Origin of the sequence: Micromonospora phaseoli (assembly GCF_900109115.1) — a bacterium.
In the GTDB taxonomy this organism is placed as follows: domain Bacteria; phylum Actinomycetota; class Actinomycetes; order Mycobacteriales; family Micromonosporaceae; genus Micromonospora; species Micromonospora phaseoli.
The window spans coordinates 20,436-45,550 of sequence record NZ_FNYV01000004.1 but is presented as its reverse complement, the minus strand read 5'-3'; the positions used below and the strand labels follow the sequence as shown (position 1 = coordinate 45,550).

General features: G+C 71.9%; 25 protein-coding genes. 17 read left to right on the top strand and 8 right to left on the bottom strand.

The window, feature by feature from the left end; all coding sequences use genetic code 11:
* Together BMY89_RS11760 and BMY89_RS11755 are read right to left on the bottom strand one after the other, a co-directional pair.
* Nucleotides 1–456, bottom strand: coding sequence for an ABA4-like family protein (locus BMY89_RS11760; protein WP_092379472.1), 456 nt, complete (start codon nt 454–456; stop codon nt 1–3).
* Nucleotides 453–1,460 carry a hypothetical protein gene (locus BMY89_RS11755; protein ID WP_232521238.1) on the bottom strand — a complete coding sequence of 336 codons (1,008 nt, stop codon included), beginning with the start codon at nt 1,458–1,460 and terminating at the stop codon, nt 453–455. The genes BMY89_RS11760 and BMY89_RS11755 overlap by 4 nt, the downstream gene beginning before the upstream one ends.
* Before the next feature lie 342 nt (nt 1,461–1,802).
* On the opposite strand from BMY89_RS11755, the gene BMY89_RS30850 reads away from it, so the two are divergent.
* Complete coding sequence (locus tag BMY89_RS30850; protein WP_232521237.1) at nt 1,803–3,476, top strand: glucuronyl esterase domain-containing protein; 1,674 nt, start codon at nt 1,803–1,805, stop codon at nt 3,474–3,476.
* 106 nt (nt 3,477–3,582) lie between these two features.
* The gene (locus tag BMY89_RS11745) at nt 3,583–4,605 is read left to right on the top strand and encodes a CehA/McbA family metallohydrolase (protein ID WP_170147641.1); all 1,023 of its coding nucleotides are present in this window, start codon (nt 3,583–3,585) and stop codon (nt 4,603–4,605) included.
* Nucleotides 4,606–4,626: 21 nt separating this feature from the next.
* On the opposite strand, the gene BMY89_RS11740 is transcribed toward BMY89_RS11745, so the two are convergent.
* Nucleotides 4,627–5,412, bottom strand: a complete 786-nt coding sequence (locus BMY89_RS11740) for an SDR family oxidoreductase (protein WP_092379469.1) — start codon at nt 5,410–5,412, stop codon at nt 4,627–4,629.
* A 175-nt stretch (nt 5,413–5,587) separates the two neighbouring features.
* Here BMY89_RS11740 and sigJ point away from each other — a divergent pair, with 175 nt between their 5' ends.
* Nucleotides 5,588–6,472 (top strand): RNA polymerase sigma factor SigJ, encoded by an 885-nt coding sequence (gene sigJ, locus BMY89_RS11735; RefSeq protein ID WP_092379467.1) that lies wholly within the window; start codon nt 5,588–5,590, stop codon nt 6,470–6,472.
* A 70-nt stretch (nt 6,473–6,542) separates the two neighbouring features.
* Here sigJ and BMY89_RS11730 read toward each other — a convergent pair whose 3' ends face one another.
* Nucleotides 6,543–7,169, bottom strand: a complete 627-nt coding sequence (locus BMY89_RS11730) for a CG0192-related protein (RefSeq protein WP_092379464.1) — start codon at nt 7,167–7,169, stop codon at nt 6,543–6,545.
* A 137-nt stretch (nt 7,170–7,306) separates the two neighbouring features.
* Nucleotides 7,307–8,089: a FadR/GntR family transcriptional regulator gene (locus BMY89_RS11725; RefSeq protein ID WP_232521236.1), complete on the bottom strand. Its 783-nt coding sequence runs from the start codon at nt 8,087–8,089 to the stop codon at nt 7,307–7,309.
* Nucleotides 8,090–8,277: 188 nt separating this feature from the next.
* Between BMY89_RS11725 and BMY89_RS11720 the strand changes: the two genes are divergently transcribed.
* The 12 genes from BMY89_RS11720 to BMY89_RS11665 all read left to right on the top strand — a co-directional run bounded on the left by BMY89_RS11720 (nt 8,278) and on the right by BMY89_RS11665 (nt 20,494).
* Nucleotides 8,278–9,516 carry an ABC transporter substrate-binding protein gene (locus BMY89_RS11720; RefSeq protein WP_092379458.1) on the top strand — a complete coding sequence of 413 codons (1,239 nt, stop codon included), beginning with the start codon at nt 8,278–8,280 and terminating at the stop codon, nt 9,514–9,516.
* 70 nt (nt 9,517–9,586) lie between these two features.
* Entirely contained in the window at nt 9,587–10,534 is a 948-nt protein-coding gene (locus BMY89_RS11715) for a carbohydrate ABC transporter permease (protein ID WP_232521233.1), read from the top strand.
* Nucleotides 10,531–11,346, top strand: a complete 816-nt coding sequence (locus tag BMY89_RS11710; RefSeq protein ID WP_092379455.1) for a carbohydrate ABC transporter permease — start codon at nt 10,531–10,533, stop codon at nt 11,344–11,346. The genes BMY89_RS11715 and BMY89_RS11710 overlap by 4 nt, the downstream gene beginning before the upstream one ends.
* Before the next feature lie 7 nt (nt 11,347–11,353).
* Complete coding sequence (dgoD, locus tag BMY89_RS11705) at nt 11,354–12,502, top strand: galactonate dehydratase (protein WP_092379452.1); 1,149 nt, start codon at nt 11,354–11,356, stop codon at nt 12,500–12,502.
* Nucleotides 12,502–13,143: a bifunctional 4-hydroxy-2-oxoglutarate aldolase/2-dehydro-3-deoxy-phosphogluconate aldolase gene (locus BMY89_RS11700; RefSeq protein ID WP_175510355.1), complete on the top strand. Its 642-nt coding sequence runs from the start codon at nt 12,502–12,504 to the stop codon at nt 13,141–13,143. The genes dgoD and BMY89_RS11700 overlap by 1 nt, the downstream gene beginning before the upstream one ends.
* On the top strand, nt 13,140–14,093 hold the full coding sequence (locus BMY89_RS11695; protein WP_092379451.1) for a sugar kinase: 954 nt from the start codon (nt 13,140–13,142) through the stop codon (nt 14,091–14,093). The genes BMY89_RS11700 and BMY89_RS11695 overlap by 4 nt, the downstream gene beginning before the upstream one ends.
* A gap of 27 nt (nt 14,094–14,120) precedes the next feature.
* Nucleotides 14,121–15,350, top strand: a complete 1,230-nt coding sequence (manD, locus tag BMY89_RS11690) for a D-mannonate dehydratase ManD (protein WP_092379448.1) — start codon at nt 14,121–14,123, stop codon at nt 15,348–15,350.
* Nucleotides 15,340–15,897, top strand: coding sequence for a gluconokinase (locus tag BMY89_RS11685; RefSeq protein ID WP_092379446.1), 558 nt, complete (start codon nt 15,340–15,342; stop codon nt 15,895–15,897). The genes manD and BMY89_RS11685 overlap by 11 nt, the downstream gene beginning before the upstream one ends.
* 199 nt (nt 15,898–16,096) lie before the next feature.
* Nucleotides 16,097–17,926, top strand: a complete 1,830-nt coding sequence (locus tag BMY89_RS11680; RefSeq protein ID WP_092379443.1) for an AMP-dependent synthetase/ligase — start codon at nt 16,097–16,099, stop codon at nt 17,924–17,926.
* A gap of 146 nt (nt 17,927–18,072) precedes the next feature.
* The gene (locus BMY89_RS11675; RefSeq protein WP_139217932.1) at nt 18,073–18,642 is read left to right on the top strand and encodes a hypothetical protein; all 570 of its coding nucleotides are present in this window, start codon (nt 18,073–18,075) and stop codon (nt 18,640–18,642) included.
* Nucleotides 18,639–19,841 (top strand): sensor histidine kinase, encoded by a 1,203-nt coding sequence (locus tag BMY89_RS11670; protein ID WP_092379438.1) that lies wholly within the window; start codon nt 18,639–18,641, stop codon nt 19,839–19,841. Before BMY89_RS11675 ends, BMY89_RS11670 begins: the two co-directional genes overlap by 4 nt.
* Nucleotides 19,838–20,494, top strand: a complete 657-nt coding sequence (locus tag BMY89_RS11665) for a response regulator (protein ID WP_198413995.1) — start codon at nt 19,838–19,840, stop codon at nt 20,492–20,494. Before BMY89_RS11670 ends, BMY89_RS11665 begins: the two co-directional genes overlap by 4 nt.
* Here the strand turns inward: BMY89_RS11665 and BMY89_RS11660 are convergent.
* From BMY89_RS11660 to BMY89_RS11650, 3 genes are read right to left on the bottom strand one after another with little or no spacing between them, the layout of a single operon-like run.
* Nucleotides 20,461–21,249, bottom strand: a complete 789-nt coding sequence (locus tag BMY89_RS11660; RefSeq protein ID WP_232521231.1) for a lysoplasmalogenase — start codon at nt 21,247–21,249, stop codon at nt 20,461–20,463. The genes BMY89_RS11665 and BMY89_RS11660 overlap by 34 nt on opposite strands.
* A 26-nt stretch (nt 21,250–21,275) precedes the next feature.
* The gene (locus BMY89_RS11655; RefSeq protein ID WP_092379432.1) at nt 21,276–22,103 is read right to left on the bottom strand and encodes a sterol desaturase family protein; all 828 of its coding nucleotides are present in this window, start codon (nt 22,101–22,103) and stop codon (nt 21,276–21,278) included.
* Nucleotides 22,100–22,816: a FadR/GntR family transcriptional regulator gene (locus BMY89_RS11650; RefSeq protein WP_092379429.1), complete on the bottom strand. Its 717-nt coding sequence runs from the start codon at nt 22,814–22,816 to the stop codon at nt 22,100–22,102. The genes BMY89_RS11655 and BMY89_RS11650 overlap by 4 nt, the downstream gene beginning before the upstream one ends.
* Nucleotides 22,817–22,924: 108 nt before the next feature.
* On the opposite strand from BMY89_RS11650, the gene BMY89_RS11645 reads away from it, so the two are divergent.
* The gene (locus BMY89_RS11645; protein ID WP_092379426.1) at nt 22,925–24,202 is read left to right on the top strand and encodes a hypothetical protein; all 1,278 of its coding nucleotides are present in this window, start codon (nt 22,925–22,927) and stop codon (nt 24,200–24,202) included.
* Nucleotides 24,203–24,371: 169 nt separating this feature from the next.
* Nucleotides 24,372–25,076, top strand: a complete 705-nt coding sequence (locus BMY89_RS11640) for a hypothetical protein (protein WP_092379423.1) — start codon at nt 24,372–24,374, stop codon at nt 25,074–25,076.
* Nucleotides 25,077–25,115: the final 39 nt, after the last annotated feature.

The following is a 25,115-nucleotide window of genomic DNA, read 5'->3' as shown; positions in this document are numbered from 1 at the left end:
TCAGCCTAGGCGCTGCGGGTCGGTGCCACGAGTGGCCGATGACCGGCCCCACCTGGGCCGCACCGCCAGGTAGGCGGCCAGGCCGAGCGGCCCGAGCAGGATCGTCAGCACCAGCACCGGCGCCATGACCAGCGACGGCACCTTCCGCTCCCGGCTGTCGAGCCACGCCCACCGGCCGACGAACAGGTCGAACGCGATCATGTGCGCCCAGGCTGCCGCCGCGCCGTCGTCGGTGCCCAGCAGGTCCCGCACGGCGTCCAGAGTGGGGGAGGCCACTGCCGGCAGCACCTCTCCGAGCGCCGGGAGCACCAGGATGGCGTAGATCGTCACGGCGGGCAGCACGATCAGCGGCGACCGGATGATCCGGGCGGTCACCGACCACTTCGGCAGCAGGATCATCATCGCCCAGAAGGGGGCGGCCACCGCGAACGTCAGCGTGAACAACGTGGCGTTCATCCCGTCACCTCCGAGTGGTCCACCGTGCCCGGCACCATAGTCGTGTTCGGCGCGGTCGCCATGCCGGGCGCGGTCGCAGTGTTCGGCGCGGTCGCCAAGCGGCGGTGCCGGCGCAGCACCGTGAGGGTCGCGGTCGCGGTCGCGGCCACCAGCGCCGCCGTGGCGGCCAGGGTGAGCGCGTCCGGGCGCAGCAACGGCTGCCCGCGCAGCGCCTGCCAGGTGAGCAGGAGCGTGAATGCCCCGTACGCGGCGCCCGCGACGACCAGCAGCCGCGCCCGGGTGCGCTCGTCCAGCCGGCCGCCGGAGAACCGGCTCAGCAGGAGCGCCAGGATCGGCAGCACCTGCAGGGCGTGCAGCCCGACGAAGTGCCCGATCCGCAGATCCCCGCCGGTGGTGCTCCAGCCGACCAGCGGCAGCCCTGGGCCGCCGTCGCTTACCCCTACGCTGTGCGCCCCGGCGATCCCCTCGACGGCGGGCGCCTGGCCGGGCAGCGTCATCGGTATCGCCACCAGCATGCCGAGCAGGGCCAGGCCGATTCCCAGGCTGACCGCGTACCGGGCGGCCCGGTCGGCGATCGGCTGGCGCAGCACCACGATGCCGATGACGAGGTGCGCGGCGAAGAGCACCATGATCGCCGCACCCATCAGCAGCCACAGCGTCGCGTTCAGCGGGCTGGTCTCGTTGTAGTGGCTGGCCGTGCCGCGCAGCACCTGTCCGACGATGATGGCCATCTCCACCGTCCCCATGGCGACCACGACGGTGGCCGCCCACTCCGCGATCCGGCTGCGGCGGCGCAGCAGGGTGAGCAGCCAGGCGAGGGTGAGGCCGTACAACACGAAGGACACCGAGAACTTGAACGGCTTGAGCCAGATCGGCACACCTGTCAGGACCCGCTGATCGGCGACGATGCCGACCGCGCTGACGACGGCGAGCACCGCCATCGCCGAGACGAACACCAGCAGCGGGCGGTGCCAGTGGGCCCGCCGAGGAAGGTTGGTAGTCATGCCTGTAGATGCTTCTGGGCCGGCCCGTCGACCGCGCCCGACCGCAAGCCCCACCTGCGGCCGCCGGTCGTAGCCACACCTCCTCCCGAGGTAGGAGGAAGGGCCGCGAGACTCGATGGCCGTCCGCGCCCAGCAACCGCTCGCCCGGTCCGTCACATTGATACTCGACAATAGAAAAGAGCGCATCGGGGCGTCGAATAGTTGCCTGTGTCAACGTTTTCGCGTTAATCTCTGCGTCGGAGCTTGGGGGCATGCGAGGTAGGTCCGGGCGAGCCTTGTCGGTGACAGGTTGACGCCTCGTCGACGGCGATTCCTCACCGCCACCACGTGAAGGAGAACCTCGTGATCCCCAGTTTGGGTCACTTCCGAATCCGTACGCCGATCGCGGTCCTGACAGCCACGGCGCTCGCGGTCACCGCCTCGATCGTGGGCGTATCAAGAATCCCGGTCGCCGAAGCCGCCACCAGCGCCATCGCGGTCGCCTCGTCGGTCGAGGACGAGGGTGCCGACTGCCCGGTCCCCAACCCCGGCTCGTCGACCGCCAACTCCCGGCTCCCGGACCCGTTCAGGAGAGCCAACGGCACGCGAATCTCCACCAAGGCCGACTGGCGGTGCCTACGGGCCGAGACCAGGGAACTGGCCGAGCGGCACGTCTACGGCGACAAGCCGGCGAAGCCGGCCACCGTCACCGGTACGGTCTCCAACTCCACCGTCACGGTGGACGTGTCACACCAGGGCAGGAGTGCCAGCTTCTCGGCAGGCGTCCAACTGCCCAGCGGCAACGGACCTCACCCGGCGGTAATCGTCTACGGTGGATTCGGGGCCGACACCGCCACCATCAGGTCCGCCGGGGCCGCCGTGATCAGCTTCGACCCCTTCACCGTCGGGCGGGAAGGCACCCCGCGCAACAACAAGCAGGGCGCCTTCTACAGCATCTACGGCTCGTCCAGCAGCACCGGCCTGTTGATGGCCTGGGCCTGGGGGGTGAGCCGGATCATCGACGTCATCGAGCAGTCCGGCGGCAACATCCTGCGTACCGACATCGGCGTGACCGGCTGTTCCCGCTACGGCAAGGGCGCCTTCGTCGCCGGCGTGTTCGACCAGCGGGTCGCGCTGACCATGCCGATCGAGTCGGGCAGCGGCGGTGTCTCCGCGTTCCGCAGCATCGCCCAGGAGAGCGGTGCCCAGCCACTGAGCAGCGCGTACGGCGAGCAGCCCTGGCTCGGCGACGCGTTCAGCTCGTACACCGGCAACCCGAACGCCCTGCCGGTCGACACCCACCAGATGGTCGGCATGGTCGCGCCGCGCGGTCTGTTCATCATGGACAACCCGCACATCGACTGGTTGGCTTCGCTGTCCGGGAGTGTCGCCGCCCTGGGTGGCGCCGAGGTCTACCGGGCCCTCGGTGCCAGCGAGAACATCACCTACTGGTCGGACGTCACGGACGGCAACCACTGCGCCAGCCGGACCGAGTGGCGTACCCCCCTGCAGCAGAACATCCAGAAGTTCCTGCTGAAGACCGGCAACGCCGCCGGCACGATGCGGATCTCCAGCCGCAAGGCGGGCAATCTCGCCCAGTGGCGGGACTGGCAGACCCCGACCCTGACGGACGGCCCGACCACGCCGCCGCCGACCACGCCGCCGCCGACCACGCCGCCGCCGACCACCCCGCCGCCGACCACTCCACCGCCGACGACCCCGCCCCCGACCACCCCGCCGCCCGGGGCGGGCTGCGCCGCGTCGGTGTCGCTCAACCAGTGGAACGGCGGATTCGTCGCCACGATCCGGGTGACCGCCGGGGCATCACCGATCAGCGGCTGGACCGTCAGCGTGACCCTTCCCTCCGGATCCAGCGTCACCAACGCGTGGAACGCCAACCGCAGTGGAAGTACCGGGGCAGTCCAGTTCAACAACGTCAACTACAACGGCTCTGTCGCCGCCGGCCAGTCGACCGAGTTCGGTTTCCAGGGCACCGGGACGGGAACCGGCATGACTCCGACGTGTTCCGCCAGATGACGGACGTCCCACACTGAGCGGAGCTCTCGACGCCGAGCACGACCCGCTGCCGTCCCCCTCGACGCACGAGGGGGGACGGCAGCGGGTACCCCGGTATCCTGCCGGGATGACGAGCGGGCCCGAGGTGCCGGCGCGGGGTGCCGGGGTGAGCTTCCCGGCCCGCCGGGCGTCCGGCCGGGGGCGCGGCTGGTACCGGGGCGACTTCCACACGCACACGGTGCTCTCCCACGGCGGAGAGCTGACGACGCCGCACCTCGCCGCCGCCGCCCGCGATGTCGGGCTGGACGTCATCGCCACCACCGAGCACAACACCGCCGCCGGTCACGGCGACTGGGGCCGGTACGCGGGCGACGACCTGCTGGTGATCCTGGGTCAGGAGGTCACCACCCGGACCGGCCACTGGTTGGCGCTCGGCCTCGAACCGGGACAACTGGTCGACTGGCGGTACGGCGTCCGGGACGACGCCATCGACCGGCACCTGACCCAGGTACGCCGATCGGGTGGTCTCTGCGTCGCGGCGCATCCGTACGCGCCGTACCCGTCCGGGACGCTGGCCTACCCGTACCGCTGGTTCGACGCGGTGGAGGTGTGGAACGGACAGTGGACATCGGAGCTGCCGTGGAACGCCGACAACGAGGCGGCGCTGGCCGAATGGGGCCGCAACCTGGCCCACGACATCCACCAGGGACGGTGGTGGCCGGTGCTCGGCAACAGCGACGTCCACCTTGCCGGCCAGCTCGGCACCCCGCACACCGTGGTCTTCGCCGCGGAGTTGAGCGTCGAGGCGGTGCTCGCCGGCCTGCGTACCGGCCGGAGCTGGATCGCCGAGTCGACCACCGTCAGCCTGGATGTCACCGCGACCACCGGCGACCGCGCCGCCGGCATCGGCGAACGCCTGCACTCCGGCGGCGCCCCGATCGTGGTACGCGTAGCGGTGGCCGGAGTGCCGTCGGGCATTGTCAGCCTGCACACCGAGCAGGGCGTGGCACACCGCCAACCGCTCCCGGCCGACGGGACGGGCACCGTCGAGTGGCGCACCACCGCCGGTGACAGCGGCTTCGTCCGGGTCGAGATACGTCATCCGAACCGGCGCATGGCGGCCCTCACCAACCCCGTGATCCTGAGCTGAGTGCTCGTGCCCCCCCCGGCGCTACCGGGCCATCCTCGACGATCCGGGAATCCCGACCTGTTCGGCGAGGAACGCCTCCCACGTCCGGGTGCCCGTGCTGGCGCCGTCGGAGGTCAGGTTCGCTCCGGCACGGTAGGCGCGACCCGCCCGCCCCGGCATCCGGACCGGCAGTAGCAGCCGACGCCGGCCGGTGGCGCGCAGGTAGCCGCGGATCAGCTCGCCCATCGTGTACACCCGGGGGCCGGCCAGGTCGGGCACCCGGCCGGCCGGCGGAGCCAGCGTGAGTTCGACCAGCCGGGCCGCGACGTCGCGGCCGTCCACCGGTTGCAGCCGCATCCCCGGAGCCGGGATCACCGGTAGCGCAGCCATCTTCCGGGCAAGCGTCAGCACCAGTTCGTGAAACTGGGCGGCGCGCAGAATCGTCCAGGGCAGTCCGGAGCCGACGATCGCCTCCTCGGCGGCCAGCTTGGTGCGCAGCCATCCGAGCGGCACCCGGTCGGCCCCGATGACCGAGATGAAGACCAGACGGCGTACCCGGGCCCGCTGCGCGGCCCGCACCAGCGTCCGGGCCACCTGGTCGTCGCCCTTCTGCCCACCGGCCAGGTGCAGGACGATCTCGGCGTCGCGTACCGCGTCATCGACCTGATCTCCGGTGGCCAGGTCGGCGGTGACCTGCTCGACCCCGGCGGCGGGGGAGCCGCCGTGTCGGCTGAGGATCCGCACCGGCTGGCCGGCGTCGCGCAGCAGTGGGGTGACCAGCCGCCCGAGGGTGCCGGTGCCGCCGGTGACCAGAATCGGTGAGTTCATCGCGTCTCCCTGCGTCGGGACCGCGCCGCGCCTGCGGCCGGTTACCGTTCGTTGCCTCACCGTCTCGACCCCGCCGGCACGCTCGATGTGACCGGTCCGCTGTCACATCGGTGGGCTCGGCGGGGTCGGATGGTGCAGCCGGCCGGGCAGGGGACCGGCGGGGAGGGGGAGAGGCATGGCGGAGTCCAGCTGGCTGGTCGAGCGGTTCGAGGAGCGGCGGCCGCACCTGCGTGCGGTTGCCTACCGGATGCTCGGTTCGCTCGGCGAGGCCGACGACGCCGTGCAGGAGACCTGGCTGCGCCTGTCCCGGGCCGACGCCGACGAGGTGGACAACCTCGCCGCGTGGCTGACCACGGTGGTCGCCCGGGTGTGCCTGAACATCCTGCGCACCCGTCAGCGCCGTCGCGAGGAGCCGTTCGACGTGGGAGTACCCGACCCCGTGATCACCCCGGCCGGCCCCGAGGATCCCGAGCACGCGGCTGTGCTGGCCGACTCGGTCGGGCTGGCGCTAATGGTGGTGCTCGACACGCTCACCCCGGCGGAACGGCTCACGTTCGTGCTGCACGACATGTTCGGGGTGCCCTTCGACGAGATCGCCCCCATGATCGACAGGTCGCCCGCCGCCGCGCGGCAACTGGCCAGCCGAGCCCGTCGCCGGGTACGCGGCCAGGCGCCGCCGGTCGACACGGACCTGCCCCGTCAGCGCGCCGTCGTCACCGCGTTCCTGGCCGCCGCCCGCGACGGCGACCTCGACGGGCTCGTGGCGGTGCTGCACCCGGAGGTCGTGCTGCGCTCCGACGGTGGCGTCACGCGCACCCGCCACACCACCGTGATCACCGGTGCGGCGGCCGTGGCCGCGGAGGCCACCACGTTCGGTCGCTTCGCACCGTTCGCCCGGGACGCGGTGATCAACGGGGCGGCCGGCGTGGTCGTCACCGCGGCCGGTCGTCCGCTCTCCGTGATGGCCTTCACCGTCAGCGGTGGCCGCATCGCGGAGATCGACGTGATCGCCGACCCGGAACGCCTGCGCCGGATGGACCTCGCCGCCTTCACCGACTGACGGCGCTCCGCTCCAGCCGCGGATCTCCCGGTCGGATCGACGCGGGGCGTGGCCCGCCCCGCGTCCTACGTCAGCGCAGGCAGGCGTACGCCAGCGGCGCGCTGATCTCGCCCCAGGTGCCGGTCAACGTCGCGTCGCCGGCGGCGGGCGCGGTGCCGGGCCGGCGGACCACGGCCAGCTCGACGGTGTCGGTGACGATGACCGTCGGGTCGCCGTCGACCACCCGACGTACCGCCCCGGCGGCGGGCGCGAGGGCACCCGCGGGGGCGTCACTGGTGATGTCCATGCTGGGCGGACGCACCTCCCGACCGCCGTCGAACTCGAAGTACTCCGTGGCCTGACCGGCGCCGGCCAGGACCGCGCCGGCCAGCGCCGCGGCGTACACCGGGTCGCCGGGCGCGTCGTAGATCCAGCGCCGGCCGAGCACCGAGTGCTCCATCGTGCCCACCAGCCGGTCGTCGGCGCCCTCCAGCGGAGCCCCGCGGTAGGTCAGCGGCACCTGGTGTACCGGCCCGTCACCGGCGCGCACCAGCAGCGTCTCGATACCGACCTCACCGGCCGGGTCGTCGAACCGGTACGCGGCGACCCGCACCACCTCGGCGTCGGCCTCGCCTTCGTACCACTCCCGGGTCGGCAGCCAGGCCGCCAACAGTTCCAGTTTGGTGGGGTGCAGTTCCGCCCGGTGCAACAACGCCATACGCCGCATCGTACGCATCACCCCGACGCCGACTGTCGAGCTGGTGGCGCGATCGGGGCGCGGGGTCCGGGCCGGCGGCCGAGACGCTTCGCCGGACAGCACTGGCGGATCAGCTCGACAGTGGCTGCCGGAGGGAATCAGCCAGCGGCCGGGCCGGCCACCGCCGGGCCACCGCTGCGTTCCCGCTCCCATATCGCGGCCATCTCGTCGAACGCGTGCTCCATGATCTGCACCATGGCCCGGCGGGCGGCGTCCCCGTCGCCTCGCTGGATGGACTGGGCGACGTCGGCGTGCAGCTGGAGCGCCTGCTCGTGCGGGTGGTGCGGCATGAGGTGGTAGTGGTGACGGCCGGTGAGCACCTCGGCCACCAGGTCCTGCAGCTTGACGAACATCTCGTTGCCCGAGGCGCGCAGCACCCGCCGGTGGAACTCGATGTCCAGGCTGAGGAAGCGCTCCTCGTCGCCGGCTTTGCCGGCGGCCCACATCTTGGCGGCCAGGCCGACCAGGTCGCTCGCCTGGTCGTGGTCGACCCGACGGGCGGCGAGCCAGGCGGCGTGCGGTTCCACGGCGGTACGTAGCTCGGTGATCGAGCGGAGCTGGGCGATCCGCCCGGCCGAGGCCAGCCGCCAACGGATCACCTGCGGGTCGAAGACGTTCCAGTCGCCGGCCGGACGGATCATGACGCCGACCCGCCGGCGGGTCTCGATGAACCCCATCGACGCCAGGACGCGGAGCACCTCGCGGATCACCGAGCGGGACACCGCGTAGCGGTCGACCAGGTCGTCGATGTTGAGCACCGCCCCCGGAGCCAGCTCGCCACCGCAGATGGCGGTGCCGAGGTGGTCGAGGACGCGTCCGTGCAGCCCAGCCTCGACAGGGGCGGTCTGGGCGGGCGCAGCCCCCGGGAAGGTCAGATCCACGCTTCGAATCATATCAGTTAGGTCTACCCCTTGTATAAGTCTGCTTTTTCGGCCTAGCATCCGGACGTTAAGCGGATGTAACAGGCCGAGGTCGTGCCGGTCCCCCCGGGGTGGCGACCAGGACAGAAGGAGAGACGGACGTGGGACGTCGATCAATAATTGGGACATCTCTGGCGGTCGTGGCCGCTATGACGCTGTCCGCCTGCGGCGGCGGTGAGGACAGCGGAGCCTCGGACACGGTGCGGGTGACGCTGGTCAACCACGTCTGGACCGAGAACATCCGGAAGGCGCTGCCGGAGTTCGAGCAGCAGACCGGCCTCAAGGTCGAGGTGACCCAGCTCGGCGAGGACCAGCTCTCGGACCAGTACAACGTCAAGCTCAACGCGGGCTCCAGCGACATCGACGTGATGATGTACCGGCCGTTGCAGGAGGGGCAGCTGTTCGCCAAGAACGAGTACCTCGCCGACCTGACCGACAAGGCCAAGGAGAGCGCCGACTTCGGTCTGGACGACTTCCAGGAGACGCCGCTGGGCGCCACCACGTACGAGGACAAGGTGGTCGGTATCCCGATCATCACCGAGCAGCAGGTCCTCTACTACCGCAAGGACCTGCTGGAGAAGTCCGGCTTCACCGCCCCGCCGCAGACGCTCGACGAGCTCAAGACGCAGGCGGCGAAGATCCAGGCGGACAACCCGGGCGTGGCCGGCTTCGTGGCCCGCACCGGCAAGGCTGCCGCCGTCACCCAGTTCTCCAGCTTCCTCTACAGCTTCGGCGGCGACTTCGTCGACGCCTCGGGCAAGGCCGCCGTCAACACGGAGGCAGCCAAGCAGGCGTACGCCTTCTACGGCGGGCTGCTCCGGGAGAACGGCCCGGCCAACATCAGCACCGACATGAGCTGGTCGGAGGCGATGGCGATCTTCACCCAGGGCCAGGCTGCCTTCTACCCCGAGGCCAACTCGCTCTACAAGAACGCCACCGACCCGGGCAAGTCGAAGGTCTCCGAGACCGTCGGGTTCGCACCGTTCCCGGCCGGCCCGGCCGGCTCGAAGCCGTACAACATCCCCTCCTGGGGCCTGGCCGTGAACGAGGCCTCGGAGAACCAGACCAACGCCTGGAAGTTCATCGAGTGGGCGGCCGGCAAGCAGCAGACGCTGGAGCAGCAGAAGGCCGGCGTGCCCGGTGCCCGCACCTCCGTCTGGGACAACCCGGAGGGCATCGCCACCTACCCGAAGGACATGGCCGACGCGATCACCGTGAGCCTCGCCAACGGCGTGGGACACGACCGACCGGTGGTCGAGCGGGTCGCGCAGGCCCGGGAGATCGTCGGACAGCCGATCGTCGACGCCATCACCGGTAAGGACGCGGCTGCGGCGGCCGACGCCGCAAACGAGGGTTTCCAGAAGTTCCTGGACGACGAGGCCCGCTAAGTCCGAGCGCGGGGGTGGCGGGGCCGCCGGCCCCGCCACCCCCGCCCGGCCTCCCCACCACGGAGATCTGATGCCAGCAGTCACCGCCCCCAGCAGGGCGCCTCGCAGCGCCTCCGTCATGCCCGACACGCCCGGCTGGGCGCGCTGGGCCAACGACCATCGCAAGTGGCTCTTCGCGGCCCCGGCCATGGCCTTCGTCGCCGCGCTGATCATCTTTCCGCTCGCCTGGACCGGCTACCTCAGCCTCACCGACTCCTCGGGGTCGGTTCGAGCGGAGTCGGAGTTCATCGGATTCCAGAACTACGTCGACGTCCTCGGTGACACCGACCGCTTCTGGCCAGCCGTGGGGCGGACCGCCGCGTTCACCGGCGTCGCGCTCTTCTTCGAGGTCGTCCTCGGCATGGCGATCGCGTTGCTGCTGTGGCGGCCGTTCCGGGGCGAGAAGTGGGTCCGGGTCGCCATCCTGCTGCCGCTGGTCGCCACCCCGGTGGCCGTCGGCATGATGTGGCGCCTCATCTTCGACCCGAACATCGGCATGGCCAACCAGGTGCTCGGTTGGCTCGGCATCGGCCCGCAGCCGTGGCTCGCCGGGCAGCACACCGCGCTACCCACCACCATCTTCATCGACATCTGGCAGTGGACGCCGATGGTCGTACTGATCCTGCTCGCCGGGCTGACCTCGCTCTCCGACGAACCGCAGGAGGCGGCGATGATCGACGGGGCCAGTGCCTGGCAGCGCTTCCGGCACGTGACGCTGCCGCTGCTGATGCCCACCGTGATCGTCGCGATCCTGCTGCGCGGCATCGACGCGCTGAAGACCTTCGACATCCTCTACGCGACCAAGGGTCGCGGCGGTGGCTCGTTCAACGAGGTGGAGACCCTCAACGTGTACGCCTACGGCCTGAGCTTCGACTACAACGAGTACGGCCTGTCCTCGACGGTGTTGATCCTGTTCTTCCTGATCATCATCGGCTCGATGTGGGCGCTCACCTCCCGCCGGAAGGGGGCCGACCGATGAAGCCGCGTACCGGATTCCGGGTCTTCCGCACCGTCGCGCTGGTGCTCGTGGTGCTCGCGCTGGTGGCGCCGCTGCTCTGGATGATCGCCGCGTCGTTCAAGACCAACGTCGACATCTACGACTCCGGCAAGTCACTGGTATTCACTCCTACCCTGGACAACTACGACACGGTTCTGCAGCAGGCCAACTACGTCCAGTTCATCGTCAACAGCCTCTGGGTGGCCTTCGCGGCGACGGCGCTGTCGTTGCTGCTGGGCGTGCCGGCGGCGTACTCGATGAGTCGGTTCAACATGCGCAAGTCGGCGCTGGTGGTGCTGATGGCGCGGGTCATTCCCGGCGTCTCGCTGCTGGTGCCCTGGTACTACGTCTTCTCCAACCTGCGCATGGTCGGCGGCTTCAGCGTGCTGATCCTGAGCCACATGTTCGTGTCGCTGCCGCTGATCGTCTACATCATGATGGGCTTCTTCGACGGACTGCCGGACGAGTTGGAGGAGGCCGCGCTCGTCGACGGCCTGACCCACATCGGCGCGTTCCGGCGGATCACCCTGCCGCTGTCCGTCCCCGGCATCGCCACCGCCGGCATCCTGTCCTTCATCTTCTCCTGGAACAACTTCATGTTCGCCCTGGTGCTCTCCGGCGCGGACACGAAGACGCTGCCCGTGGCGATCTTCGACTTCGTCGGCTACGCCAGCATCGACTGGGGCGGGCTGATGGCGGCGACCACAGTGGTCACCCTGCCGATCATGGTGATCGCCCTGTTCGTGCAGAAGTACATCGTCTCCGGGCTCACCGCCGGCGCGACGAAGGGCTGAGCCGACCATGACGACCATCACCCGCGTCGAGACCTTTCTCGTCGCACCCCGCTGGCTGTTCGTCCGGGTGGAGACCGACGACGGCATCGTCGGCTGGGGCGAGGCGACCTGCGAGGGCCGCTCCGAGACCGTACGCACCGCCGTGGAACAGCTCAGTGAGCTGCTGATCGGCCGGGACGCGCTGCGCATCGAGGACCACTGGCAGGTGATGACCAAGGGTTCCTTCTACCGGGGTGGCCCGATCCTGGCCAGCGCCGTCGCCGGCCTGGACCAGGCCCTGTGGGACATCGCCGGCAAGCGGTACGGCGCACCCGTGCACCAACTGCTCGGCGGGCCCGTCCGGGACCGGATCCGGGTCTACGGCTGGGTCGGCGGCGACGAACCCGAGGAGGTCCGGGACCAGATCGCCGCCCGGGTGGAGGCGGGGCTCACCGCCGTGAAGATGAACGCCTCCGGGCGGATGAGCCCGCTCGCCTCCGTCGCCGAACTCGACGCGGTGGTGCGGCGGGTGGCCGCCGCCCGCGAGGTGCTCGGCGAGCACCGCGACGTGGCCGTCGACTTCCACGGCCGGTTCACCCTGGCCAACGCCCGCCGCGTGGCGCCGCTGCTGGAGCCGTACCGGCCGCTGTTCCTGGAGGAGCCGGTGGTGCCGGAGAACTCCCACCTGATCGGCGAGTTCGTCCGCTCCACCAGCACGCCCGTGTCCACGGGGGAGCGGCTCTACAACCGCCAGGAGTTCCTGCCGGTGCTCCAGGCCGGCATCGCGGTGGCCCAGCCGGACCTCGCGCACGCCGGCGGCATCACCGAGGTACGCAAGATCGCCGCGCTGGCGGAGGTCTACGACGTGCAGCTCGCACCGCACTGCCCGCTGGGACCGATCGCGTTGGCCGCCTGCCTCCAGGTCGGTTTCGCCACCACGAACTACCTGATCCAGGAGCAGAGCATCGGCATCCACTACAACCTCGGCGCCGAGGTGCTCGACTACTGCGTCGACCAGCAGCCGCTGAGCTTCGTCGACGGGTACGTGCAGCGGCTCACCGCGCCGGGGCTGGGCATCGAGATCGACGAGCAGGCGGTACGGGCGGCCGACAAGCGTGGCCACGCCTGGCGCAGCCCCACCTTCCGACACCCCGACGGCTCATACGCGGAGTGGTGATGATGACCCTGGACCTCACCGCCCAACTCGCCGCGACCCGCCTGCTGGCGATCATCCGTGGCACCGACACCGACGCCGCGATCGCGGCCGGTACCGCCCTGCTGGCCGAGGGGGTGTCGATCATCGAGGTGGCGCTGACCACTCCCGGTGCGCTGCGGGCCGTCGAGGCGCTCCGGGCGGCTGCGCCGCCGGGCGGCCTCGTCGGTGCCGGCACGGTGCTCACCAGCGCCGACGTGGCCGACGTGGCCGCGGCCGGTGCCCAGTTCGTGGTCACCCCGGCCGTGGTCGAGTCGATCGGCGAGGCGGCCCGTCGCGGTCTGCCGGTTGCCGCCGGCGCGCTCACCCCCACCGAGGCGTACGAGGCGGTGCGGCGGGGCGCCAGCGCGGTCAAGCTGTTCCCGGCGTCGGTCGGCGGGCCGGCGTACCTGCGGGCGGTGCGCGACCCGTTCCCGGACATCCCGTTCGTCGCCGTCGGCGGGGTGGGGTTGGCCGAACTGCCCGCCTACCTGGCGGCCGGGGCGATCGCGGTCGGCGTCGGCGGCCCGCTGGTGGGCGACGCCGCGTCCGGCGGCGACCTCGACGCCCTGCGCGAGCGGGCCCGCGCCCACCTCGCGGTGGTCGGTGCCCCGGCGGCGTCATGAGCGGAGTCGACCTGCTCACCGTGGGCGAGGCGCTGGTGTCGCTGCGCTCGTCCGGGCCGCTTCTCGCCGGCGGGCCGCTGAGCATGCACCTGGCCGGCGCGGAGTCGAACGTGGCGATCGGCCTGGCCCGGCTCGGCCACCGGGCCGCCTGGGTCGGTCGGGTCGGCGGGGACGAGTTGGGTGAGTTCGTGCTGCGCCAGCTGCGGGCGGAGGGCGTCGACACCACCGCCGTGCGCCGGGATCCGGCCCGCCCCACCGGCCTGATGTTCCTGGAACGGCGCACCGCCGACGTGTCCCGGGTGCAGTACCACCGGGCCGGTTCGGCGGGCTCGGCGTTGACCGTGGACGACCTGCGCGGCCCGCTCGCCGCCGGCCCCCGGATGGTGCATCTGACCGGCATCACCCCGGCGTTGTCCGACAGCGCCCGCGAGGCTGCCGGCTGGGCGGCGCGGGCGGCGGCCGACGCGGGCATCCCGGTCTGTCTCGACGTGAACCACCGGGCCGGACTGTGGTCCCGGGAGGCGGCCCGCGCGACCCTGTTCCCGCTGGCCGGGTACGCCTCGGTGGTCGTCGCCTCCACCGACGAGCTGGACCTGGTCGCGCAGGCCGGCGCGGACGAGGCCGCCGCGGCCGCCGGCCTGCTCCGCCGGGGGGTGCGGACGGTGCTGGTCAAGCTCGGCGCCGACGGCGTCCGGGCGTACACCGCCGAGGGGGTCAGGCACGTGGCGGCGGTACCCGTGACCGCCGTGGACACTGTCGGTGCCGGCGACGCGTTCACCGCCGGCTACCTCTCCGGGCACCTGGACGGGTTGGACCTCGTCGACCGGCTCGGACGCGCGGTGACCCTCGGGGCGTTCGCGGTCGCCGGTCACGGCGACTGGGAGGGCCTGCCCCGCCGCGACGAGTTGTCCCTCATCACCGGCAGCGCCGCCGGCACCACCCTCCGCTGAGCACATCCTGCGAGAAAGGCACCCCTCGTGAAGATCGTCGCTGCCGACGTCATCGTCTCCAGTCCGGACCGCAACTTCGTCACCTTGAAGATCACCACAGAGGACGGCATCACCGGGCTCGGCGACGGCACCCTCAACGGACGTGAACTCTCCGTGGCCTCGTACCTGCGCGATCACGTGGTGCCGCTGCTGCTCGGGCGGGACGCGCACCGCATCGAGGACGCCTGGCAGTTCCTCTACCGCTCGGCGTACTGGCGGCGGGGGCCGGTCACCATGGCCGCCATCGCCGCGGTCGACGTCGCGCTCTGGGACATCAAGGCCAAGGCCGCCGGCATGCCGCTCTACCAGCTGCTGGGCGGTGCGTCGCGGACCGGGATCATGGCGTACGGCCACGCCTCCGGGCGCGACCTGCCGGAGCTTTTCGACTCCATCCGCGCCCACCTCGACCAGGGCTTCCGGTCGATCCGGGTGCAGACCTCGGTGCCCGGCATCAACGCCGTCTACGGGGTCGCCACCCAGACCAGCGCCGACGGCAAACGGTACGACTACGAGCCGGCCCAGCGCATCCCACTGCCGGCCGAGGAGGACTGGGACACCCGCGCGTACCTGCGGCACCTGCCCGACGTCTTCGAGGCGGTCCGCAACGAGTTCGGCCCGGAGCTGCCCCTGCTGCACGACGGTCACCACCGGATGACCCCGATCCAGGCCGCCAAGCTGGGCAAGGCCCTCGAACCGTACGACCTGTTCTGGCTGGAGGACTGCACCCCGGCGGAGAACCAGCAGGCGCTGCGGCTGGTCCGTCAGCACACCACCACGCCGCTGGCCATCGGCGAGGTCTTCAACACCGTCTGGGACTACCAGACGCTGATCTCCGAGCAACTGATCGACTACGTCCGTTCCGCCGTCACCCACACCGGCGGCATCACCGCCATGCGTAAGCTGCTCGACTTCGCCGCCCAGTACCAGATCAAGTCGGGCATCCACGGCCCCACCGACATCTCACCGGTGGGGATGGCCGCCGCGCTGCACCTGGACCTGGCCATCCACAACTTCGGCATTCAGGAGTACATGCGGCACGGGTCGCTCACCGACGAGGTGTTCCGCCAGTCGTTCACCTTCACCGACGGCTACCTGCACCCCGGAGAGCAGCCCGGCCTCGGCGTGGAGCTGGACTCCGAGGCCGCCGCGCGGTTCCCGTACCAGCCGGCGTACCTGCCGTTCAACCGGCTCAAGGACGGCACCGTCCATGACTGGTGACCTGCCGACCCGGCACGTCGTGGTGATGGGCGTGTCCGGCGCGGGAAAGACGACCGTGGCCCGTGGCGTCGCCGCGCTCACCGGGATGACCTTCGCCGAGGCCGACGAGTTCCACTCGGCGGCCAACGTGACCCGGATGCGGGCCGGCGTGCCGCTGGACGACGAGGCGCGCTGGCCGTGGCTGCGCGCCCTGGCCGACTGGATGGCCGCGCGCCACCGGGAGGGCGTCTCGACCGTGCTGGCCTGCTCGGCGCTCCGCCGCTCCTACCGCGACCTGCTGCGCGAGGGCCCGCCGAGGGTGGATTTCGTGCACCTGGACGGGCCGACGGAGGTCATCCGGGAGCGGATGTCGCTGCGCGCCGGGCACTACATGCCGGCGAGCCTGCTCGACTCGCAGACCGCCACCCTGGAACCGTTGTGGCCGCAGGAGCAGGGTTTGGTCCTCGACCTCCAGCTGCCCTCGGACGTGCTGGCCGCCGCCGCGGTCGACCGCCTGGGCCTGCCGGTGCTCGGTACGCCGACGCCGGCCGCTCAACCGCAGCCGTAGCCGCCTGACCGTCTGCCGGCACCCCACCCGCCGCACAGATCCTGATACGGAACCGCCCCCCGGGGCCCGCCTCGGAGGGCGGTTCCGTACCAGGATTCGGGTCCGGGTGGGGCAGTTTTCGTGTTTCGGGGGTTGCCGGCAGGTCTAAGGGTGACCATCAGACGCAGCGCGACGGCATTCGACGGCAGGTGGGCGGGGCGTGCGGGAGACAGCGGTTGACCCGATTGTCAGCGGCGACGATGCCGGCCTGGCCGAGCAGGTGTGGCGCAACGCGGCGGAGGATCCGGACGCGGTGCAGTTCGTCCGCCCGGATCCGGATCCCCGGTCGTGGCCGGTCCGTCGTTCCGGGCGTGGCGGCGCCCTGCCGGTGACCTGTCGGCAGTTCCGCGACGACGTGTCCGCCGTGGCCCGAGGTCTGCTCGCCGCCGGAGTCGCCCACGGCGACCGGGTCGGACTGCTCAGCCGTACCCGCTACGAGTGGACGCTCGTCGACTACGCGCTCTGGGCGATCGGCGCGGTGACGGTGCCGATCTACGAGACCTCCAGCGCCGAACAGATCAGTTGGATGCTCGCCGACTCCGGCGCGGTCGGCGCTGTCCTGGAGACCGCCGACCACCTGGTCACGGTCGAGGGCCTGCGCCGCGACCTGCCGGCGTTGCGGCAGACCTGGCGCATCGATGCCGGCGACCTCATCGCGCTGGCCGCCCAGGGACGTGCCGTCAGCGCCGGCGACCTCGACGCCCGCCGCCGCGCGGTCTCCGGCGCCGACATCGCCACGATCGTCTACACCAGCGGCACCACCGGTCCACCGAAGGGCTGCGTGCTGCGGCACCGCAACATCTCCGCCGACATCGGCAACGCCACCGCCGTGTTACCGGAGCTGCTCCATCCGGGCGCGTCGACGGTGCTCTTCCTGCCGCTCGCGCACGCCTTTGCCCGGCTCATCCAGGTCGGCATGGTGCATACCCGCGCCACCATGGTGCACAGCGCCGACGTCTCCGGGGTCCTCGACCAGCTGCGCCGGTTCCGGCCGACCTTCATCCTCGCCGTGCCCCGGATGTTCGAGAAGCTGCACGACCAGGCACGGCAGAGCGCCGAGGACGCCCACCGGAGATGGTTGTTCACATTCGCCGAACGGGTGGCCCTGCGCTACAGCCGGGCCCTGGACACCGGGGCCGGACCGGGGCTGCCGCTGCGCCTGGCGCACCTGGTGTGCGACCTCGCCGCGTACCGCCGGTTGCGCGCTGCTCTCGGTGGACGGTGCCGGCTGGCCATGGTGGGCGGCGCCCCGCTCGGTGAGCGGCTGGGACACTTCTTCCGGGGGGTGGGCATCACGGTGCTGGAGGGGTACGGGTTGACCGAGACGTCGCCGGCGTTGACGGCCAACCTGCCGACGGCGTTGCGGATCGGCACGGTCGGCCGGCCGTTGCCCGGGGTACGTATCCGTATCGCCGACGACGGGGAGGTCCACGCCCGGGGCGAGGTGGTGTTCACCGGTTACTGGAACAACCCGGAGGCGACCCGGGAGGCGCTGACCGACGACGGGTGGCTGCGAACCGGTGACCTCGGCCAACTCGACGACGACGGCTACCTGCGGATCACCGGGCGGGCGAAGGAGATCATGGTCACGGCCGCCGGCAAGAACCTCGCGCCCACGCCGATCGAGGAGAACATCCGGGCGCATCCGCTGGTCAGCCAGGTCATGCTGGTGGCCGATGGTCGTCCGTACGTCTCCGCGCTGGTCACGGTGGACCCGCAGGCATGGCAACGGTGGCGGGATCGGCACGGGCATCCCGGGGCGTCGGTGTCCCAACTGCGCGACAGCCCGCAGTTGCGCAACGAGATCCAGGACGCGGTCGACCGGGCCAACCGGAGCGTCTCCCATGCCGAGCAGGTCAAGACCTTCCAGATCCTGCACCGGGACCTCACCGAGGCCGACGGCGAACTCACCCCCACCCTCAAGGTCAAGCGCAAGACGGTGGAGGACCACTTCGCCGACGACGTCGCCGCCCTGTATCGCGGCCACTGAGCGGACCGCCGGCCCGGCCGTCCACCCCATGGCGTACGCCGGTGATGTTGTCAACCGTCAGGCGGACGGGGCGGCCATGGTTGTCCGACAGTTGTTTGATCGTTTCCGGTCTACGGTTCACGCACTTGCTGCCCCCGGAGGATCAGATGTGCGTCGACACGGCCATCCGAGCTGATATCAGAGTTTCCATCCAGGACCGTCGCGCGTCCGACCGGGCTGCCGGCCACCTCGCCGTCGGCGTGCTGATCGACGGCGACCAGGTGCTCGTACCCAACCCGCCCAAGGAACTGCTCGACCCGCACGCCGACCTGGAGGTGGTCGTCTTCCCGGCAGGTCTCCAGACGCGGCTGCCCGTCGAGGTGGCCCCGGTGTGGAAGTGGCGGCGCTTCGCCCTGACCGACGCCGCGCCGCTGGCCGTGATCGCCTCCCTGGGCCGGACCTCCGGCTACAGCGCGCAGATCGGACGGGCCGACGCCACCGACCTGGCCAAGGCGATCGACGGCGCCGGTGGCGACCTGTGGGAGGCGCTGCGCCGGCAGCAGGTCGTCGGCGCAGACGTGCACCTCGTCGACGACGACCTGCTGCGCCGCGCCGGCGAGCTGGAACACGCACAGCGGGAGCCGCGGGTGGCGGAGCACCGGTTCGGCTCGCTGCGTGAGTTGACCGGCGGCTTTTGCATCCTGTTCTGCTTCTGCGAGCCGCACGGCTCACGATGACCGCCGCGACCGTACCCCCGAGCGGGCCGTCCCGCCGCGACGTGCCGGTCGCGGTGGCGGTCTGGCTGCTCGACCTGGCGTTGTTCTCCACCGCCGGAACCGACCTCGCGGGCGCCGGTGATCCCGGTGTCTCCACCGCCGGACTACTGGCCTTCGCCACCCTCGGCCCCGTCGCCCTGCTCTGGCGACGACGCTCGCCGGTCGCGGTCTTCGCGGTGGTGTGGGCGCTCGGTCTCGTCGGCACCGCCCTGGTCCCCGGCTACCAGCCGGTGCTCGGCGTGTTGGTCGCCCTCTACGCGGTGGGTGCTCACGCGCCGGCCGCCCGCGCCTGGGTCATCGTCCCGGCGCTCGCGCCCTACCTGGTCATCGCCGCCAACGAGGCGTGGCTGGCCGGCCGGGACGACGCCGGTCGGCGCACCGCCGTCTTCATCGGCCTCACCCTCGTCTACGTCCTGATCGTCGCCGGCACCTGGGCGCTGGGCTGGTGGGCGGGGAGCAGCCGACGCCGCCTCGCCACCGCCGAACGGCTCCGGGCGGTCGAGGCGCAACGCGCGGTGGCCGACGAGCGGGCCCGCATCTCCCGCGAGCTGCACGACATCGTCGCCCACACGGTGACGGTGATGCTGTTGCAGGCCGGCGGCGCCCGGCGCGTCCTGGGCACCGACCCCGACCGGGCCGGCCAGGCGTTGGTCCACATCGAGCAGGCCGGGCGCCAGGCCGTCGAGGAGCTTCGGCGGATGCTCGCCGTCATCGCACCCGGCGACACCACCGCGCCCGACGATCCCCGGCACCCGGGGCCCGCCGAGATCGGCGAACTGGTGGCCGGGATGCGCGCCGGCGGGCTGCGGGTGAGCCTCACCGTCGACGGCGAGCCCCGGCCGGTGGACCCCAGCGTGGGCCTGGCCGCCTACCGGACGGTCCAGGAGGCGCTGACCAACGTGGTCCGGTACGCCGGCCCGCAGGCGGGCGTCACCGTCCGGCTGGCCTGGGCCGACCAGCTGGAGGTGGAGGTACGCGACACCGGCGGGGACGGCGGCGTACCGGACGGACCGCTCTCCACCGGCCGTGGGTTGGCCGGTCTGCGCGAGCGGGTGGCGGTCGCCGGTGGCGAGTTGACCGCCGCACCCGTGGCCGGCGAGGGCTTCCGGGTCCGTGCCCGGCTGCCGTTGCCGCCGGTCGAGGCGGCGGTGGCCGGGTGATCCGGGTGCTGCTCGCCGACGACCAGCCGCTGGTGCGCTCCGGGATCGCCATGCTGCTCGCCGCCGAGGCGGACATCGAGGTCGTCGGCGAGTGCGCCGACGGGGCCAGCGCCGTCGAGCTGGCCGGCCGGGAGCGGCCCGACGTGGTGCTGATGGACGTGCGGATGCCGGGCACCGACGGCGTCACCGCCACCCGGGACATCACCGCCGCCCAGGCCGGGGTGCGGGTGCTGGTCCTCACCACCTACCACGTCGACGACGCGGTACGCGCCGCGTTGCTGGCCGGCGCCTCCGGGTTCCTGCTGAAGGACGCCGTCCCCGACGAGCTGACCATGGCGGTCCGGGCGGTCGCGGCCGGTGAGGCGTGGCTGGACCCGGCGGTGACCCGGAAGCTGCTGACCGAGTTCGCCACGCTCGGCGAGCACCGCCGACCCACCACCGGCGAGCTGGGGCGGCTCACCGACCGGGAGCGGCAGGTGCTGGTGCAGATGGCGCACGGACTGTCCAATGCGGAGATCGCCGTCCGGCTGCACATCGGTGACGCGACGGTGAAGACCCACGTCGGGCGGGTGCTGATGAAGCTCGGACTACGGGACCGGGCCCAGGCCGTCGCCGCCGCCTACCGGGGTGGGCTGATGCCGCCACCCGGTTGACCGTCGGTGCCGTCGCTCGTCGCCGCGCCGGTGTCGCCGCCCGCCGGTCGGCGGGTGCTGTCGCCGGCCCGCGCCGCCCAGCCGGTGGTGATCAACAGCAGGGCGGCGCTGTAGGTCGACATCACCAGCACGCCGTGCCCGGGCACCGTCGTCCCGGCTGCGCCGACCCCGATGAGCAGGTCCGAGACCAGGAACAGCGCACCACCGATCGCGACCCGCCGGTTGACGCCGACCGCGACCGCCGCCATCAGGCTCAACGCCAGGCTGTACCCGAGCACGGGCAGTCGCAGCGGGCCCAGCTGCGACCACAGCAGTGCGTTGGCCGCCGCCCACAGTGCCAGGTACCCCGCCATTGCCGCCAGGCGCGGTCGCCGGTGACCGACGAACGCGGTGATGAGCGCCAGTTGGGTACCGAGGAAGCAGCCCATCCCGATCAGGAACGCGGTGTCGGACGGCACCAGCAGCGCGACATCCCCGGCGGTGGCGAAGACCAGCCCGACCGCGACCGGGCCGGTGCGTCCGTGGGCCCACCACAGCCAGGCCAGCAGCAGCGGCGCCAACAGCGGCTTGGCCAGCCACTGCACCGCGGTGGCGGAGGTGGCGACCGCGACCAGTTCGATGCACGCCACCGCCACGAACGTCCACAGCAGCGCCGTCTTCGGTCGCGGCCGACCCGTTCGCCGATGGCCCCATGCCGGGCCGGCAGGCGGGTCGGAGCGGTCCTTCGGGCCGGTCTGGAGGTGTCGGCCGCTCACCGGGTCGGCTTGCGGTGCTGGGCGGTTCATCGGGCCGGCTGCCAGCCGGGGCGGCGCAGCAGGTAGCCGAGCCGGTGCCGCCAGGTCGTCGCGGTGCGCAGGTCCCGCCAGATCGCCGCGTACTCGTGGGTGGCCACCCGCAGCGGATTGTAGGTGCCGATGTTCTTGGTCAGGCCGTACCGGACGGCGGCGCCCTCCGGCTGGAAGGTGCCGAACAGCCGGTCCCAGATGATCAGGATTCCGCCGTAGTTGCGGTCCAGGTACTCGGCGTTCGAGCCGTGGTGCACCCGGTGGTGCGACGGTGTGTTGAAGAGGAGTTCGATCGGCCGGGGCAGCACGTTGATCCGCTCGGTGTGCAGGAAGAACTGGTACAGCAGGCTGATCGACTGCTGAAGGAAGATCATCCACGGTGGAATGCCGATCAGGGCCAGACCCAGCCAGAAGGGCAGTGACGTCATCGGCGTCCAGCTCTGCCGCAGGGCGGTGGAGAAGTTGAAGAAGACGCTGGAGTGGTGCACCACGTGTCCGGCCCAGAAGATGCGGACCTCGTGGTGTGCCCGGTGGAACCAGTAGTAGGCGAAGTCGTCGGCGAAGAAGAGCAGCACCCACACCCACCAGTCGGTGGGGGACAGCTGGAACGGCGAGATGGTGTACGCGAGGGCGTACAGGCCGATCGTCAGCAGCTTCCAGGGCACACCGATGACCTGGCTGCCGGCACCCATGGTCAGACTGGTGGCGGTGTCGCGGGCCTCGTAACCACGCTCCGCGTCGTCGGGCGCGAACCGGTACGACAGCGCCTCGACGGTGATCAGCAGCAGGAACGCCGGTACGGCGTAGAGCACGGCGGGGATCATGCTCGGCTGTCCTTTCTGGTGGGGGCGGTGAGCGCGGCGGTGAGCAGGGATCTGGCCTGCTCGGCGGCCTCGGCGTCGCGACCGGCGGCGATGGCGTCGGCCAGCCGACGGTGCCCGGTGACGTCGAGCAGTTCGGCGGCGCGTCGTGCCGGCGGCACCTCGGCCACCGCCAGGGCGCCGGCCACCAGGCTGTTGAAGGCCAGCAGGTACGCGGTGTTGCCGCAGCCCTGCAGGATCTGTCGCCACAGGGCGATGTTGGCCTCACCCATCGCCGTCAGATCGGGCGCGAGGTCGGCGAAATCCTCGACCGTCTGCACGATCCGTCGGCGTGCCGTGGCGTCGGCGCGTCGAGCGCAGAGCCGGGCGGCGTCCACGCCGATGCAGGCCCGCATGTCCATCATGTCGCGGACCAGCGTGGCGACCGGGAGGACGTCGCCGGACTGCACCAGCGACAGGGCGAGGTCCAGGCCGGCGTGCACCTGCCAGTCCAGCACCCGGGTCGCCCCGCCCTGGCTGACCCGGACCAGGCCCAACTGCTGTAGGCGGCGCAGGGCCTCGCGTACGGCGTGCCGGTTGACCTGGAACGCCGCGGCCAGTTCCCGCTCACCGGGCAGGGGGTCGTCGGTGCGGTAGTCGCCGCTGACGATCGCGTCGCGCAGTTGACCGAAGACGAGGTCGGAGACGGAGGCGCGGACGACGGGGACGAATGCCATGCCGGCAGTGTGGCGGAGGGCACATCCACTCGTCAACTGGTTGGACCAGCTCCGGTTCGGTGGCGACACGCCCGGCACGCTGTGGCACAGGCGTCGCTCTGGGTTAGGGTGCGTGCGCAGATGGTGGTGGTCGGGCACGTGGAGGTGCCGGTGACGAGTCGACGGCGTGGCCGCCTCGGCCACGCCGCGCTACGGCTGGGATTCCTGACCGTGGTCGCTGGCGTGTCCTGGTGCGCCTACGACATGGCGACGACGATTCCCGCGTACGCCGCCGAGCAGCCGCCGGCTACCGGAGAGCAGCCGGCGCGCAGCCCGGGCCGGGCGGCCACACCCGCTACCGACCTGATCCGCGCCATCCTCGCCCCTGTGCTCGCCCCCGACCGGCCGCAGGGCGAACCCTCCCGGCCGGCAGCACCGGTCGAGCAGGCGCCACCGGTGGACGACACACAGGGGGAACGGGTCGCACCGCCCGCCAGCCCGCCGGCCCCGGTCGAACCCGGGCCGCCGTCCACCGAAGCGCCCGCGCCGGTTCCGGTTCCGCCGTCCGAGCGCACCCCGACTCACGCCGCGCCGGCACCTGCCGGCCGGTCACCTGTGGGGCCGGAGCCGACGGCACCTCCCGTCGCCCGTGGCCCGTCCGCCGATGAGCCGACGCCGCAGCGGCGCTCCGAGTCGCGCTCCCCGGTCGACGAGGAGCAGGTGCGCGACGCGGTGGCGCGGCTCGTCGCGCCGGTGGCCGCCACCCTGGGCCCGCTGGCAGAACCGCTCATCGCCGCCCTGAGCCAACTGCTGGATCCCGCGTCGCCACTGCTCGACTCGATCGTGGCCGATCTCGATCCGATCCTGCAGGAGCTGACACCGGTCCTCGGCCCGCTCGATCCGATACTCGACCTCTTGGATCCTGTCGTCACCCTGCCTCAACCGGCCCCGATCCCGCCCGACCCGGACCCGGTGCCGCAACCCACCCCGGTTCCCACGTCGCCGCCGGTGACGGTGCCACCGGCTGACGTCGTGTCGCCGGTCGACGGGGTGCCGCCGGCCGAACCGGACCGCACCGGCGTGGTGCGACCCGTCCGGGCCGATGTGGGCACCGCCCCCTTCGGGTCAGCTCCTTCGGCGGCAGCGGGGCCCCGAGTCGGGGCGGATACCGCCGACAGCACGACGAACAGCGCGGACGGGCAGACCGAGCGCGCTCCGGGTCAGCCGCCCGTCTCGCCCGCGCCCGGCACCGGCGGCGTCGATTCGAGCCCGACCTCCCACAGCGGCACCGCCGACGCCGTCGTGGCCGGCTGGGCGCCGCCTCCGGCCAGCGGCCGGGTGACCCGACCCGCCCGTACTCGGCATCGCCCCTCCCGATGCCCACGCCCGCGGAGCAGACCGGCCTGACCGCGAGGGACGTGATGCGCCGCGCCGCCACGACCGTGGTGGCCGGCCGGCTCGCCCGATGCCGGGTGTCGTACCCGGTTGCCCGTCACCGCCCCGTCCGCCGCCCGCGCTCGTCCGCGCGGCCCGGCCGGACCCTGCCTCGCTGACTTTCGTCTCATCAGGAGTTCTCATGCCCGTCTCCCTGCCGGTCAACCGCGCCCGATGGTGCGACATCGACTGGATCGTCGACCTCGTCACCGCCACCGCCGTCCCGACCCCCCTCGGGTCGTGGCTCGTCTCCGACCAGCGGAAACGGCCCGGGATGATCGCCGCGGTGGCCCGAATCTGGGTCGAGCACGCCCTGCTGTTCGGTGACGCGTTCCTGCTCAAGGACGGCACCGCCGCCACAGTCTGGTTCCACCGGTACCGTCCGATTCCACCGCCGCCCCGCTACGACGAGCGACTCGACGACGCCTGCGGCGACCACGCCGTACGCTTCCGCCGGCTTGAGCACATGCTCGCCGCGCGGCGGCCCGACGAGGCACACAACCACCTCGCCTTCCTCGCCGCGCCGCCGGATGTCGACCGCGCCGGCCAGGCCGCCGCGGTCCTCGCCGGCAGTCACCGGTGGATGGACAACCTCGGGCTGCCGACCTACGCCGAGGTGCACAGCAAGGCCGACCTGCGCCTGTACCGCCGGCTCGGCTACCGCAACCTGCACCGGGTGTCGCGGCCCGACGGAGCTGCGGTCGAACTCCTCTGGCGGGCCGCGCCATCGTTCCGGGGCGTCAACACGAGCCGGCCGCCGCAGCAACTGGACTCCGGCGGGGCGGGCCCGCTGCCTCGCCTGGCGGTGATGGCGGATCCAGGCGGAGGTGCGCCGCTCTGCTGTTGACCTGTCGCGCCGCCACGCGGTCCGGTGCGGGCGGGACGG

What these genes read in the sequence shown, in the direction of transcription:
- BMY89_RS11760 (WP_092379472.1), bottom strand. Translation starts at nt 456, where the DNA reads ATGAACGCCACGTTGTTCACGCTGACGTTCGCGGTGGCCGCCCCCTTC.
- BMY89_RS11755 (WP_232521238.1), bottom strand. Translation starts at nt 1,460, where the DNA reads ATGACTACCAACCTTCCTCGGCGGGCCCACTGGCACCGCCCGCTGCTG.
- BMY89_RS11745 (WP_170147641.1), top strand. Translation starts at nt 3,583, where the DNA reads ATGACGAGCGGGCCCGAGGTGCCGGCGCGGGGTGCCGGGGTGAGCTTC.
- BMY89_RS11740 (WP_092379469.1), bottom strand. Translation starts at nt 5,412, where the DNA reads ATGAACTCACCGATTCTGGTCACCGGCGGCACCGGCACCCTCGGGCGG.
- sigJ (WP_092379467.1), top strand. Translation starts at nt 5,588, where the DNA reads ATGGCGGAGTCCAGCTGGCTGGTCGAGCGGTTCGAGGAGCGGCGGCCG.
- BMY89_RS11730 (WP_092379464.1), bottom strand. Translation starts at nt 7,169, where the DNA reads ATGGCGTTGTTGCACCGGGCGGAACTGCACCCCACCAAACTGGAACTG.
- BMY89_RS11720 (WP_092379458.1), top strand. Translation starts at nt 8,278, where the DNA reads ATGACGCTGTCCGCCTGCGGCGGCGGTGAGGACAGCGGAGCCTCGGAC.
- BMY89_RS11715 (WP_232521233.1), top strand. Translation starts at nt 9,587, where the DNA reads ATGCCAGCAGTCACCGCCCCCAGCAGGGCGCCTCGCAGCGCCTCCGTC.
- BMY89_RS11710 (WP_092379455.1), top strand. Translation starts at nt 10,531, where the DNA reads ATGAAGCCGCGTACCGGATTCCGGGTCTTCCGCACCGTCGCGCTGGTG.
- dgoD (WP_092379452.1), top strand. Translation starts at nt 11,354, where the DNA reads ATGACGACCATCACCCGCGTCGAGACCTTTCTCGTCGCACCCCGCTGG.
- BMY89_RS11700 (WP_175510355.1), top strand. Translation starts at nt 12,502, where the DNA reads ATGATGACCCTGGACCTCACCGCCCAACTCGCCGCGACCCGCCTGCTG.
- BMY89_RS11695 (WP_092379451.1), top strand. Translation starts at nt 13,140, where the DNA reads ATGAGCGGAGTCGACCTGCTCACCGTGGGCGAGGCGCTGGTGTCGCTG.
- BMY89_RS11685 (WP_092379446.1), top strand. Translation starts at nt 15,340, where the DNA reads ATGACTGGTGACCTGCCGACCCGGCACGTCGTGGTGATGGGCGTGTCC.
- BMY89_RS11675 (WP_139217932.1), top strand. Translation starts at nt 18,073, where the DNA reads ATGTGCGTCGACACGGCCATCCGAGCTGATATCAGAGTTTCCATCCAG.
- BMY89_RS11670 (WP_092379438.1), top strand. Translation starts at nt 18,639, where the DNA reads ATGACCGCCGCGACCGTACCCCCGAGCGGGCCGTCCCGCCGCGACGTG.
- BMY89_RS11655 (WP_092379432.1), bottom strand. Translation starts at nt 22,103, where the DNA reads ATGATCCCCGCCGTGCTCTACGCCGTACCGGCGTTCCTGCTGCTGATC.
- BMY89_RS11650 (WP_092379429.1), bottom strand. Translation starts at nt 22,816, where the DNA reads ATGGCATTCGTCCCCGTCGTCCGCGCCTCCGTCTCCGACCTCGTCTTC.
- BMY89_RS11640 (WP_092379423.1), top strand. Translation starts at nt 24,372, where the DNA reads ATGCCCGTCTCCCTGCCGGTCAACCGCGCCCGATGGTGCGACATCGAC.